We start from the raw sequence: 12,409 nt of genomic DNA, 5'->3' as shown, positions 1-12,409 counted from the left end.
CGCACCTCAATCGCCGGCGGGGCTGGGCACATCCAGCCCGGCCGGTGAGGCGTCGGGCGAGGCTGGGCCGGGCAACTCAAGCCCGGCCTGGGGGCACCTCCCACGGCCGCCAGGCCGTAGGGGGAGATTGAGGCCACCGTGCGAAGCGCGGTACCGGGCCCAGGCGAAGCGCGGCCCGCGAGGACGGAACCCCGGGGACCCCGCCCGCCCGGAGGTCGTACGGGGCCCGGGGGAAGCCCCGTGTCAGTCCGCCGGTGGCGGGACCGACGGTTCCGACGGTGGGGCCGTCGGCTCCGGCTGGGTCGGGGCCGGGTCCGGGTCCGACGGGGACGGCGACGACGGCGGCGGGGACGACGGCGACGACGGATCCGGGTCCGGGTCCGGGTCCGGGTCGGACGACGACGGCGGCGGGGACGACGGCGACGTCGGATCGGGGTCCGGCGGGGACGGCGACTGCGGCGGCGTACTCGCCACGTCCCCGTACCCCCGGATCGACACGACCGCCCCCGACGGATCGACGCCGACCCGCGCCACCCACGCCCCCGCGGGCTCGCGCGTATGGTCGACCGTCACGTACAGAGTGATCGTTTCGCCGGGGCCCAGCGTGCCGGACGACCGGCTCAGATACAGCCAGCTCGCGTCCGTCCACGCCGCCCAGCGCACCGGCGATCCGCCCGATGCCGTGAGCGTGATGCGCGTGCTGTCACCGGCCGGTTCCGCCTCGACCGTGATCCGGCCGGGGCCGATGTGCCCGGGACCGGACGGCGGCACAGTGCCGTCCGTGCTGACGACCTCGACCGAGACGTCCGGCGAACGCCGGTTCGCGCTGAACCGAGGGTCCGGCGTCACGCTCGCGTTGCCCGCGTTCTCGTAGTGGTCGTACGGGTCGACTGCCGACCCGCCCCCGTCCGCCCGCTCGCCCGCGCTGGCCGCGGGCCCCCGCGCCTCCCCCGTCAGCGGCGCGCCCCGGTACGCCGCCCACAGGGCCAGCACGGGGGCAGCGACGACCGTGGCCACGACCGTCGTCGTGACGGCTCTGGCACGCAGCCGGTCACGCCGGGCCGCATGGTCCTTGGGGTCCAGGGGGAAACCGGTGGGCCCGAAGCGCGGCCCGCCCGCCCGCGCCCTCGGCACGTGCTGCATCGCCAGGTACGCCGCCGACCGCGGCGCCTCGACCAGCGGCAGCGCCGCCGGGGAGACCGCGGAGCCGGGCCACGGCCCGCCCGCGCCGGCGCGCTCCGCCGCGCGCCGGCAGCGCGGACAGTCGTCGACGTGCCGCACGAGCTCCTGGCGCAGGGCCGCGGAGAGCAGCACCCGGTTGTCGCCGGTGAGCCGGCCGACGGCCGGGCAGTTGCCGGTCTCGACGACGGCCAGCGCCGCGCGGGTCCGTTCGACCTCGCAGGCCGCGGCGGCGAGGAGCCCGCGCGTGGCCGCCGGCTCCGCGCCGAGGACGGCGGCGACCTGGCCCGCCTCCAGCCGGTGCCGTACGGCGAGTTCGAGCGCCTCGCGCTGCTCGGGCGTGGTGCCGGCGGCCTCCGGCCAGGCCAGCACGGCCAGTTCGGCGCGCCGGCGCCGCGCGGTCTCCGGCGGCACGCGGGGTGCGGTCTCCTCGGAGACGGCCGCCCGCCCCGTGTGCGCGCCCTGGCGCCTGCGCCGCTGTTCGGTCAGCCGGCGCAGACACGCCCACCGCGCGAGCGCGTACATCCAGGCCGTGCGCTCGGCCGCGCCGGCCGGGCAGCGCCCGTGCTGGCGTTCGGCGATGGCGAGCACGTCACCGAGGACCGCCGTGGCCGCGTCGTGGTCGCACAGCACGGACAGGCAGTAGGTGAACAGGCCGTCCAGGTACGGCTCGTAACGTGCGGGCGGGCGTCCGGGGCTCGTACGGGGGGCGCGTCGGTGCGCCCGGTGTGCGCCGGTGGTGTGGGTAGGGGGCTCCAGCCTGCTGCTCGTCACTCCGTGACCGTAGGGGCAGGACCACAGCCCGTTCGTACCCCTTGAACACTTTTAATCCCTACGGGTGAACAGTTCCCTCGAAGGGGGACAGCAGAAGCGTGCCGCTGCCCGAATGCGCTGCCGAACAGGCGGACGAACCGTTCCTCCTTCCGGCGGAACGACAGCGCTGTCAGACGGGCCGGTTACGGTGTGCGCATGGCTGCCCGTACGAAAACCGCGAAGGACCGGCCGTCCTACCGCTGCACGGAGTGCGGCTGGACGGCCGTCAAGTGGCTCGGCCGCTGCCCCGAGTGCCAGGCATGGGGGACGGTCGAGGAGTACGGCGCGCCCGCCGTCCGCACCACCGCCGCCGGCCGCGTCTCCAGCGCCGCCCTGCCTATCGGCCAGGTCGACGGCCGGCAGGCGACCGCCCGCTCCACCGGTGTGGCCGAGCTGGACCGCGTCCTCGGCGGCGGCCTGGTCCCCGGCGCCGTCGTGCTGCTCGCGGGCGAGCCGGGCGTCGGCAAGTCGACGCTGCTGCTCGACGTCGCGGCGAAGGCGGCGAGCGACGAGCACCGCACCCTCTATGTGACGGCCGAGGAGTCCGCGAGCCAGGTCCGGATGCGCGCCGACCGGATCAAGGCGGTGCACGACCACCTCTATCTGGCGGCGGAGACGGACCTGTCCGCCGTGCTGGGCCACCTCGACGCGGTGAAGCCGTCCCTGCTGATCCTCGACTCGGTGCAGACCGTGGCCTCCCCGGAGATCGACGGCGCCCCCGGCGGCATGGCGCAGGTCCGGGAGGTCGCGGGCGCGCTGATCCGCGCCTCCAAGGAGCGCGGCATGTCGACGCTGCTCGTGGGCCATGTCACCAAGGACGGCGCGATCGCGGGTCCCCGGCTGCTGGAGCACCTGGTGGACGTCGTGCTCTCCTTCGAGGGCGACCGCCATGCCCGGCTGCGTCTGGTCCGCGGCGTGAAGAACCGGTACGGCGCGACCGACGAGGTCGGCTGCTTCGAACTGCACGACGAGGGCATCACCGGCCTCGCCGACCCGTCCGGCCTCTTCCTGACCCGCCGCGCGGAGCCCGTCCCCGGCACCTGTCTGACCGTGACCCTGGAGGGCCGCCGTCCGCTGGTCGCCGAGGTCCAGGCCCTGACCGTCGACTCCCAGATCCCCTCCCCCCGGCGCACCACGTCCGGTCTGGAGACGTCGCGGGTGTCGATGATGCTGGCCGTGCTCGAACAGCGGGGCCGGATCACCGCCCTCGGCAAGCGGGACATCTACAGCGCCACGGTCGGCGGCGTGAAGCTCTCGGAGCCGGCCGCGGACCTGGCGATCGCGCTCGCCCTGGCGTCGGCCGCGAGCGACACCCCGCTGCCGAAGAACCTGGTCGCGATCGGCGAGGTCGGCCTCGCGGGCGAGGTCAGAAGGGTCACCGGCGTCCAGCGCAGACTGGCTGAGGCGCACCGGCTGGGCTTCACCCAGGCCCTGGTCCCGTGCGATCCCGGGAAGATCCCGCCGGGTATGAGGGTCACAGAAGTCGCGGACATGGGCGATGCTCTACGGGTACTGCCGAGGGGCCGTCAGGGCGGCTCCGGCGGCGCCTCGCGCGCAGAGCGGGCACAGGCCCCCCGGGAGGAGGAGGCTCGCCGGTAGACTTTGCCCTGGTCTCGCCCACCCGTACGAGCCGGAGGAGTGCAGTGGCAGCCAAGGACGGGGCATCAGCACCCGGAAAGTCCGGCGGAGGCTCCGGCAACGAAGCGCTGATCCGCGCCGCCCTGAGCGCCGTCGCACCGGGCAAGGCGCTGCGCGACGGCCTGGAGCGCATCCTCCGCGGAAACACCGGGGGCCTCATCGTTCTCGGCATGGACAAGACCGTCGAGTCGATGTGCACCGGCGGTTTCGTGCTGGACGTGGAGTTCACCGCCACCCGGCTGCGCGAGCTGTGCAAGCTGGACGGCGCGCTCATCCTCGACAAGGACATCTCCAAGATCCACCGGGCCGGCGTGCAGCTGGTCCCCGACGCCTCGATCCCCACGGAGGAGACGGGCACCCGCCACCGCACCGCGGACCGCGTCTCCCGCCAGTGCGGCTTCCCGGTCGTGTCGGTGTCGCAGTCGATGCGCCTGATCGCGCTGTACGTGGACGGGGAGCGCCGGGTCCTGGAGGAGTCGGCGGCGATCCTGTCCCGCGCCAACCAGGCCCTCGCCACCCTCGAGCGGTACAAGCTCCGCCTCGACGAGGTCGCGGGCACGCTCTCCGCGCTCGAGATCGAGGACCTCGTCACGGTCCGGGACGTCACGGCGGTCGCGCAGCGTCTGGAGATGGTGCGCCGCATCGCGACCGAGATCGCCGAGTACGTGGTCGAGTTGGGCACCGACGGCCGCCTGCTGGCCCTCCAGCTCGACGAGTTGATCGCGGGCGTGGAGCCGGAGCGCGAGCTGGTCGTCCGGGACTACGTCCCCGAGCCCACCTCCCCCAGAGCTGCGCCTGGTAGGGGCCCCCAGCGCCCCCGCACGGTCGAGGAGGCACTGGCCGAGCTGGACGCGCTCAGCCACGCGGAGCTGCTCGAACTGCCCACGGTGGCAAGGGCACTGGGCTACAGCGGCTCGCCCGAGACGCTCGACTCCGCGGTCTCCCCGCGGGGTTACCGGCTGCTGGCGAAGGTTCCGCGGCTGCCCGGCGCGATCATCGAGCGGCTGGTCGAGCACTTCGGCGGGCTGCAGAAGCTGCTCGCGGCCAGCGTCGACGACCTTCAGGCGGTGGACGGCGTCGGCGAGGCGCGGGCCCGCAGCGTGCGGGAGGGCCTGTCGCGGCTCGCGGAGTCCTCGATCCTCGAACGGTACGTGTGAGCGACCGGTCCGGGGTTCCGGGCCGGACTCAGCCCTTCTCGAGGCGGAAGGAAGCCGGCAGCACCGTCCCGCCGGGGAACGTGGCCTCCAGCAGGTAGGTGCCCGCCCCGACGGCGCCGCCCTTCGGCGTCGCGCACTGCGGCGCGCTCCGCTCACGGTCCCACTCCACGGTATGCGTGATCGTGGACTTCGCGGGGACCTGGAGCAGCCGGCTTCCGGCGGGGCTCGGGCAGTCCTTGGTGGACCACACGGTCTCGTCGTCGGAGTCGGTCACCGTGATCACGGCGGACCTGGGGCCGAAGTCCGCCTTGCAGGTCGTCGCGGAGGAGTTGGTGACGGCGAGACGGAAGACGGGCTTCTCGCCCGGCTCGTAGGCCACCTTGGCGCTGCTCAGCGCGAACTTGAGTGATCCCGGGGCGCAGTTGGGGAGCGTCGAGCCGGCCGGTACGGGCCGTCCGGCGGAGCCGCCGCCCGACGCGCCGCCGGCCGCGGTGCCGCCGGTGGCGCCGTCCGTCGTACCGTCCGAACTCCCGCCGGAGCCGCCGGAACCGGCCGAGCCTGCGGCGTCACCGGAACCGGTCGAGCCATCGGAGCCGTTCTCGCCGTCGTCCCCGCCCGTGCCCGACTCGTCGCGTCCGCCCGGCTGTTCGGTGATCGGGTTACCGGACTGGTCGGGGCCGGGCGTGATCGTGGGAACGGGGGTCGTACCGCCGGCGCCCTTGCCGTCCGCCCCGCCGTCGCCTCCCGCCGAACTGACGGCCCACACGATCAGCACCGCGAGGAGCGCGGCCAACGACGCCGCGACTGCCCTCCGTCGCCAGTAGATGGAGGAGGGGAGCGGCCCGATCGGATTGCGCAGAGATCCCACGGCCCAAACTCTACGAGAGATCGGGGCCAACTCCCGCCCCACCCGCCGCCGTACTTCCCAAACTCTGCCGATCATCATCACGGACCGCGTTCCGCAAGGCCGTTACTTTCGTCAGGGGTGTTCCCCGCCGATCGCCAAAGGTGATGGTCACCCCAGAGCAGGTACGGTCCGTGACCATGGACAGCAGCATCACCCGCGATCTCTACCGCGACATCATCGACTTCGCCCACACCACTCCTTCTTGGGTGCAGCACCTGGCCGAACTGTGGACGGAGGCGGGACTCCTGCTCTTCGGGGTGCTGTTCGTCGTGGCCTGGTGGCGCTCGCGGACCGGTGACACCCGGGCCGTCGCCCGCGCGGTGCTCGCTCCGCTGGCGACGGCCGTCGGCTATGTCGTCAGCGAGTCGCTGAAGTCGGTCGTGGACGAGGAACGCCCGTGCCGCACGGTCGCGGACGCGGCGGCGTCACTGGTGCCGTGCCCGCCGACGGGCGACTGGTCCTTCCCGAGCAACCACGCGGCGATCGCGGGCGCGGCGGCGATCGCGCTGGCCCTCGCCTGGCCCCGGATCGCGCTGCTCACCGTGCCGATGGCGCTGCTGATGGCCTTCTCCCGGGTCTTCGTGGGCGTCCACTACCCGCACGACGTGCTGACGGGCCTGCTGCTCGGCGCGGCCGTCGCGACGGCGGTGACGCTGCTTCTGGTCCGGCCGGCGGGCTCGCTCCTCACCACGATGCGGACGAGCCGTGCCCCCCTGGCACTCTGGCTCGCGGGCCCGGGCCCCCGCGCCCCCCAGACCCGCGCCGCGTACGAGCCCCACGCCTGACCCGCCCCCGGGCTCAGCCCGGCCCCGCGCCTCAAACGCCGGCGAGGCTTGAGTTGCCCCCATTGGCGCTCCTGCTTCGCGCAGCGAGGTCGGGCTTGCCCGGCCGGCTGGTTGCCGCGCAGCGGCATTTCCCGCCCGCCTTGGGGGTATCTCCACGGCCGCCAGGCCGTAGGGGGAGATTGAGGCCACCGCGCGAAGCGCGGCACCGGGCCCGAGGCCCCAGCCCGAAGCGACGCCCCCGGGGCCGGGGCCCAAGGACCGGCCGGGCCCCGGGGCGGAGACCCGGTTCGGGGAGGGACGCGCGGGCGGCCCCGGCAGGCGGATGCCGCCCCCGCAACCGCGGACGTGCCAGGATCGGGGTGCCATGACTGTCACTCACGTAACCCAGACGTCCGACACCCTCGATCCCGCCTCGCTCCACACCCCCGTCATCGCCTGGTTCGACAAGCACGCCCGCGACCTGCCCTGGCGTCGCCCCGAGGCCGGCGCGTGGGGTGTGATGGTGAGCGAGTTCATGCTCCAGCAGACTCCGGTGAGCCGGGTGCTGCCCGTGTACGAGCAGTGGCTGGCCCGCTGGCCGCGCCCCGCCGACCTCGCGCAGGAGGCACCCGGCGAGGCCGTCCGCGCCTGGGGCCGGCTCGGCTATCCGCGCCGTGCCCTGCGTCTGCACGGAGCCGCGCAGGCGATAGCGGAGCGGCACGGCGGCGAGGTCCCGCCCGAGCACGCGCAGCTCCTCGCGCTGCCGGGCATCGGCGAGTACACGGCGGCGGCCGTGGCCTCGTTCGCGTACGGGCAGCGGCACGCCGTCCTGGACACCAACGTCCGCCGGGTGTTCGCCCGCGCCGCGACCGGTATCCAGTACCCGCCGAACGCGACGACCGCCGCGGAGCGGAAGCTCGCGCGGCTGCTGCTCCCGGAGGAGGAGCGGACGGCGGCACGCTGGGCGGCGGCGTCGATGGAGCTGGGCGCGCTGGTGTGCACGGCCAAGAACGAGGACTGCGCCCGCTGCCCGATCGCGGACCGGTGCGCCTGGCGCCTCGCGGGCAAGCCGGCGCACGAGGGGCCGGCCCGCCGGGGCCAGACGTACGCCGGCACGGACCGCCAGGTCCGCGGCAGGCTGCTGGCCGTACTGCGCGAGTCGGTGACCCCGGTGCCGCAGTCGGCGCTGGACGCCGTCTGGCACGAGCCGGTGCAGCGCGGCCGTGCGCTGGACGGGCTCGTCTCCGACGGGCTGGTCGAGCCGCTGGAGAACGGTCACTACCGGCTCCCGCTGACCTGACCGCGCGAGTTCGTCACCCCACGACCGCCGCACCTGAAACATCCGCTGTTACACAACCGATGGACGGCCGTGCGCCGTCCGACGGCTGCTCCGCACAGCGCCGTGACAACCGCTCCGTAGGTTCTTGTGACGCAAGGACACACGGGGTTCACGGGGACGGAGGCGGTTGGAATGGCGCACGGCGAGGTGCTCGAATTCGAGGAGTACGTACGCACCCGGCAGGAGGCGCTGCTGCGCAGCGCCCGTCGCCTCGTGCCCGATCCGATCGACGCGCAGGACCTGCTGCAGACCGCCCTGGTCCGCACCTACGGCCGCTGGGACGGCATCGCGGACAAGTCGCTCGCGGACGCCTACCTCCGCCGCGTCATGATCAACACGCGCACCGAGTGGTGGCGGGCCCGCAAGCTCGACGAGGTCCCGACCGAGCAGCTGCCCGACGCGAGCGTCGACGACGGCAGCGAGCAGCGCGCCGCCCGTGCCCTGCTGATGGACGTGCTCAAGGTGCTGGCGCCCAAGCAGCGCAGTGTGGTCGTGCTGCGGCACTGGGAGCAGATGAGCACCGAGGAGACCGCTGCCGCGCTCGGCATGTCGGCCGGTACGGTGAAGAGCACGCTGCACCGGGCGCTGGCCCGGCTCCGTCAGGAGCTCGAAGCACGGGACCTGGACGCCCGCTCCCTGGAGCGCCGCGAGACGCGGCGGACGGCCCATCGGCGTGACGAACGGGAGCAGGAGCGGTGCGCGGCCTGAGACGCAGTGGCAGGAGCAGGACCTTGGCGGCGGGCGGCACGGCGACGGCCGGGCTCGTCGCCGCCGTCCTGCTCGTGGTCGGCTGCTCCACCGGTGGTACCGGGGTGCAGGACGAGGGCGCGGCGCCCTCGGAGGCGGCGAGCAGGGCGACCCCTTCTCCGGTGCCGTCCGGCAGCCCGGGGCATTTCACGGAGTCGGTGGACGCGGTCAAGCTGCTGCTGGCCGACCCGAAGGTCAGCTCGCGGGTCAAGGCCGATCTCCGGCCGTGCGCGAAGAACGCGTACCCGGTCGACACCTCGTACGCCCAGCTCACCGGAAACGGCACGCCGGACGTCATCGTCAACGTGCTGACCTGCGGTGACGCGGTCGGCCTTGGCACGTATGTGTACCGGGAGACGGACAAGGCTTACGAGAACGTCTTCGCCGTCGAGGAGCCGGCGGTCTACTCGGCGGTCGACCGCGGGGACCTGGTGGTGACCAAGCAGGTGTACACCGGGGACGACCCGGTGTCCGACCCGTCGGGCGAGGAAGTGAGCACCTACCGCTGGTCGGACGGCAAGTTCACCCGGGAGTTCTGGGTGCGCAACGAATTCAGCCGTGCGGTCGGCGAGGGCGAGGTGGTCGCCACGGAGGCGCCCGCGCCCGGCGAGAACTGAGAGAGCGGGGAGAGCTGCCGGATGGCCGAGACCCATGTCCTGTTCGTGGAGGACGACGATGTCATCCGCGAGGCCACCCAGCTCGCGCTGGAACGGGACGGCTTCGCCGTCACCGCCGTGCCCGACGGCCTGCTGGGCCTGGAGGCCTTCCGCGCGGACCGGCCGGACATCGCGCTGCTGGACGTGATGGTGCCGGGGCTCGACGGGGTGAGCCTGTGCCGCCGTATCCGCGACGAGTCGACGGTTCCCGTGATCATGCTGTCCGCGCGCGCGGACTCGATCGACGTGGTGCTCGGCCTGGAGGCCGGCGCGGACGACTACGTCACCAAGCCGTTCGACGGCGCCGTGCTCGTGGCCCGCATCCGCGCCGTGCTGCGCCGCTTCGGCCACGCGAGCGGCCCTGCGGGCGACGGCTCCGCGGCCGGGCAGCAGACCCAGGGCGGGCCGCTCACCTTCGGCGACCTGATGATCGACACCGAGGGCATGGAGGTGCTCAGGGAAGGCCGGCCGGTGTCCCTGACGCCGACCGAGATGAGGCTGCTGCTGGAGTTCTCGGCCGCCCCCGGCACCGTGCTCTCCCGCGACAAGCTGCTGGAGCGGGTCTGGGACTACGGCTGGGGCGGCGACACCCGGGTCGTGGACGTCCATGTGCAGCGGCTGCGGACGAAGATCGGTCAGGACCGGATCGAGACGGTCCGCGGCTTCGGCTACAAGCTCAAGGCGTGAGGCCCCCGGCATGAGGCGTCTTGTCCTGCGCACCGGCGTCCGGTGGAAGATCAGCATCGCGATCGCGGCGGTCGGCGCGCTGATCGCGATGGCCCTCAGCCTGGTGGTGCACAACGCGGCCCGGGTCTCCATGCTCGACAACGCCCGTGATGTGCAGATGGACCGCGTGCTGCTCGCCCAGCGCTGGTACGAGACGTCGAAGAACCGGGACCCGCGCTTCAACAGCAAGATCAACGACCCGGCGCTGCCCGCCGCGCTGAAGCGTCTAATGAGGGAGAAGCGACGGGGGTCCTACGTCGAGACGGGCCGCGACGGAACGCCGGAGATCTGGGCGGCCGTGCCCCTGGCCGACGGGGACGTGCTCTCCCTGCACACCGCGTTCGCCGGCCGCAGCGCCGTGATCATGCAGGACCTGGACCGGGCCCTGATCATCGGCTCCTCCTCGGTCGTGCTGGGCGGTTCCGCGCTCGGCGTCCTGATCGGCGGGCAGCTCTCGCGCCGGCTGCGCAAGGCGGCCGCGGCGGCGGGCCGTGTGGCGGAGGGCAACCACGAGGTGCGGGTGCGGGAGGCGATCGGCGGCGTGGTCCGTGACGAGACCGACGACCTGGCCCGGGCCGTCGACGCGCTCACCGACGCGCTGAACGAGCGCATCGAGGCCGAGCGGCGCGTCACCGCGGACATCGCGCACGAGCTGCGCACCCCCGTCACCGGCCTGCTCACGGCGGCCGAGCTGCTGCCGCCGGGCCGGCCCACCGAGCTGGTGCGGGACCGGGCACAGGCCATGCGGACGCTGGTGGAGGACGTGCTGGAGGTGGCCAGACTGGACAGCGCCTCCGAGCGGGCGGAGCTCCAGGAGATCCAGCTCGGCGAGTTCGTCTCGCGCCGGGTGGCCGTCTTCCACCCCGACGCGGAGGTCCGGGTGGTGCACGGCTCCTGGGTCAACACCGACCCGCGGCGGCTGGAGCGCATCCTGGGCAATCTGCTCACCAACGCCGCCAAGTACGGCCGGGGCCCGATCGAGGTCACCGTGGAGGGCCGGGTGGTCCGGGTGCGGGACCACGGCCCCGGGTTCCCGGAGGCGCTGCTGCGGGAGGGGCCGAGCCGGTTCCGTACGGGAGCGAGCGATCGCGCCGCCCCCGGTCACGGCCTGGGGCTGACGATCGCGGCGGGACAGGCGCGGGTGCTCGGGGCGCGGCTGACGTTCCGCAACGCCGCGCCGGAGGGCACGACGCCGCCGGGACGCTCCGGCGGTGCCGTCGCGGTGCTCTGGCTGCCGGAGCACGCGCCGACGAACACGGGGAGCTTCCCGGTGCTGCACCCGCGGACGGACCGCGGGCCGCGCGGGCCGAAGCGCTCGCGCGGAAAGGGCTGAGATTCGCGCGGAAGGGCGCCTGGAACGGCTGAGGCCCCGCCCGGGTGGGCGGGGCCGTCGAGCCGGAGGGGTGCCTCAGTCGTACGTCAGAGGTTGACGCCGGCGGAGCGCAGGAACGCCATCGGGTTCAGCGCGGAGCCGTAGTTCGGGGTCGTACGGATCTCGAAGTGCAGGTGCGGGCCGGACGAGTTGCCGGAGTTGCCGGACTTCGCGATGGTCTGGCCGGCCTTGACCTTCGAGCCGATCTTGACGTTGATCTTCGACAGGTGCGCGTACTGCGAGTACTTGCCGTTGTTGTGCTTGACCACGACGGCGTTGCCGTACGCGGGGCCGTCGCCGCCGCCGTTCGGGCCGGCCTTGACGACGGTGCCGGCGCCGGCGGCCTTGACCGGGGTGCCGATCGGCACGGCGAAGTCCTGGCCGGAGTGCTTGGCGGACCACATGGCGCCACCCTGCGCGAAGCTGGCGGTCAGCGTGTACTTGCTGACCGGCTTGACCCAGGACGGGGTCTTCTTGGCGGGCTTCTTCGCGGTCTCCGCCTTCGCGGCGGCCGCGGCGGCCTTCGCCTTCGCGGCGCTCGCCTGAGCGTCGGCCTGGGCGGCGACGGCGGAAGCGGCGTCCACGACGGCCGGCTTGGCCGCCTTGCCCGCGTCGGCGGAGGCGACACCCGCACCGGCTCCGACAACCATCACGGCACCCATTCCGGCGGCCACGACAGCACCACGGGTACGGAGCACGGACGGGCGGAGCTGGTGGATCATGGTGCGCTTCGACATACGGGAGAACCTCCGGGCGTGAATGAACCCGGCACGCTCGCCGGGCTGGCTCCACATTGGTAACCCGAGCCCCCAAGTCGCCTCAAACCACCCATCTACGACATCCGGTCGTAGTGAAGGGAGCGGAAATAAGCCTCTTGACTGCCACGCCCACCCCTGCCGACCGCCCGGCGAAGGGGCCGCTTATGCCCCGCTCAAGACGGTTTAACCCCACTTCCAGGCCATGGGGCGGCGGGAACGACACCCACCTGCCCCTACCGGGGACCCCGGAGGCCGAAGGTCCCGGACCGGGCGACTCCACCTCATAGGGCAAAAGGGATAAACCATTCACTAATCCGCCTAGTAGGCCCCAAATCGCCTGTGCGCCTTGTCAC

At 73.4% G+C, this 12,409-nt stretch carries 11 protein-coding genes; 8 read left to right on the top strand and 3 right to left on the bottom strand.

Annotation, left to right across the window (positions count from 1 at the left end; all coding sequences use genetic code 11):
* Window positions 1-243 precede the first annotated feature (243 nt).
* On the bottom strand, window positions 244-1,953 hold the full coding sequence (locus tag ACWD01_RS17070) for a BACON domain-containing protein (protein ID WP_451162487.1): 1,710 nt from the start codon (window positions 1,951-1,953) through the stop codon (window positions 244-246).
* A gap of 195 nt (window positions 1,954-2,148) precedes the next feature.
* Here ACWD01_RS17070 and radA point away from each other — a divergent pair, with 195 nt between their 5' ends.
* Both radA and disA read left to right on the top strand, forming a co-directional pair.
* Window positions 2,149-3,591 (top strand): DNA repair protein RadA, encoded by a 1,443-nt coding sequence (radA, locus tag ACWD01_RS17065; protein WP_451162485.1) that lies wholly within the window; start codon window positions 2,149-2,151, stop codon window positions 3,589-3,591.
* A gap of 44 nt (window positions 3,592-3,635) precedes the next feature.
* On the top strand, window positions 3,636-4,787 hold the full coding sequence (gene disA / locus ACWD01_RS17060; RefSeq protein WP_451162483.1) for a DNA integrity scanning diadenylate cyclase DisA: 1,152 nt from the start codon (window positions 3,636-3,638) through the stop codon (window positions 4,785-4,787).
* Window positions 4,788-4,815: 28 nt separating this feature from the next.
* Here disA and ACWD01_RS17055 read toward each other — a convergent pair whose 3' ends face one another.
* Window positions 4,816-5,655 (bottom strand): hypothetical protein, encoded by an 840-nt coding sequence (locus ACWD01_RS17055; protein ID WP_451162481.1) that lies wholly within the window; start codon window positions 5,653-5,655, stop codon window positions 4,816-4,818.
* 176 nt (window positions 5,656-5,831) lie between these two features.
* Between ACWD01_RS17055 and ACWD01_RS17050 the strand changes: the two genes are divergently transcribed.
* The 6 genes from ACWD01_RS17050 to cseC all read left to right on the top strand — a co-directional run bounded on the left by ACWD01_RS17050 (window position 5,832) and on the right by cseC (window position 11,259).
* A complete protein-coding gene (locus tag ACWD01_RS17050; protein ID WP_451162479.1) occupies window positions 5,832-6,479 on the top strand; it encodes a phosphatase PAP2 family protein in 648 nt (215 codons plus the stop codon).
* A gap of 364 nt (window positions 6,480-6,843) precedes the next feature.
* A complete protein-coding gene (locus ACWD01_RS17045) occupies window positions 6,844-7,758 on the top strand; it encodes an A/G-specific adenine glycosylase (RefSeq protein WP_451162477.1) in 915 nt (304 codons plus the stop codon).
* Between the two features lie 171 nt (window positions 7,759-7,929).
* The gene (locus ACWD01_RS17040) at window positions 7,930-8,505 is read left to right on the top strand and encodes a SigE family RNA polymerase sigma factor (RefSeq protein WP_451162475.1); all 576 of its coding nucleotides are present in this window, start codon (window positions 7,930-7,932) and stop codon (window positions 8,503-8,505) included.
* Window positions 8,493-9,161 (top strand): hypothetical protein, encoded by a 669-nt coding sequence (locus ACWD01_RS17035; RefSeq protein ID WP_451162473.1) that lies wholly within the window; start codon window positions 8,493-8,495, stop codon window positions 9,159-9,161. The genes ACWD01_RS17040 and ACWD01_RS17035 overlap by 13 nt, the downstream gene beginning before the upstream one ends.
* Window positions 9,162-9,182: 21 nt before the next feature.
* Window positions 9,183-9,887, top strand: coding sequence for a two-component system response regulator CseB (gene cseB, locus ACWD01_RS17030; RefSeq protein WP_451162471.1), 705 nt, complete (start codon window positions 9,183-9,185; stop codon window positions 9,885-9,887).
* A gap of 10 nt (window positions 9,888-9,897) precedes the next feature.
* A complete protein-coding gene (gene cseC, locus ACWD01_RS17025) occupies window positions 9,898-11,259 on the top strand; it encodes a two-component system sensor histidine kinase CseC (RefSeq protein WP_451162469.1) in 1,362 nt (453 codons plus the stop codon).
* An 86-nt stretch (window positions 11,260-11,345) separates the two neighbouring features.
* On the opposite strand, the gene ACWD01_RS17020 is transcribed toward cseC, so the two are convergent.
* Window positions 11,346-12,035: a M23 family metallopeptidase gene (locus ACWD01_RS17020; RefSeq protein ID WP_451162467.1), complete on the bottom strand. Its 690-nt coding sequence runs from the start codon at window positions 12,033-12,035 to the stop codon at window positions 11,346-11,348.
* Window positions 12,036-12,409 lie beyond the last annotated feature (374 nt).

It is taken from the genome of Streptomyces sp. NPDC002835 (assembly GCF_053591995.1).
This window is presented reverse-complemented; position numbering and strand designations above follow the sequence as displayed.

What these genes read in the sequence shown, in the direction of transcription:
- radA (WP_451162485.1), top strand. Translation starts at nt 2,149, where the DNA reads ATGGCTGCCCGTACGAAAACCGCGAAGGACCGGCCGTCCTACCGCTGC.
- ACWD01_RS17050 (WP_451162479.1), top strand. Translation starts at nt 5,832, where the DNA reads ATGGACAGCAGCATCACCCGCGATCTCTACCGCGACATCATCGACTTC.
- ACWD01_RS17045 (WP_451162477.1), top strand. Translation starts at nt 6,844, where the DNA reads ATGACTGTCACTCACGTAACCCAGACGTCCGACACCCTCGATCCCGCC.
- ACWD01_RS17040 (WP_451162475.1), top strand. Translation starts at nt 7,930, where the DNA reads ATGGCGCACGGCGAGGTGCTCGAATTCGAGGAGTACGTACGCACCCGG.
- cseB (WP_451162471.1), top strand. Translation starts at nt 9,183, where the DNA reads ATGGCCGAGACCCATGTCCTGTTCGTGGAGGACGACGATGTCATCCGC.
- cseC (WP_451162469.1), top strand. Translation starts at nt 9,898, where the DNA reads ATGAGGCGTCTTGTCCTGCGCACCGGCGTCCGGTGGAAGATCAGCATC.
- ACWD01_RS17020 (WP_451162467.1), bottom strand. Translation starts at nt 12,035, where the DNA reads ATGTCGAAGCGCACCATGATCCACCAGCTCCGCCCGTCCGTGCTCCGT.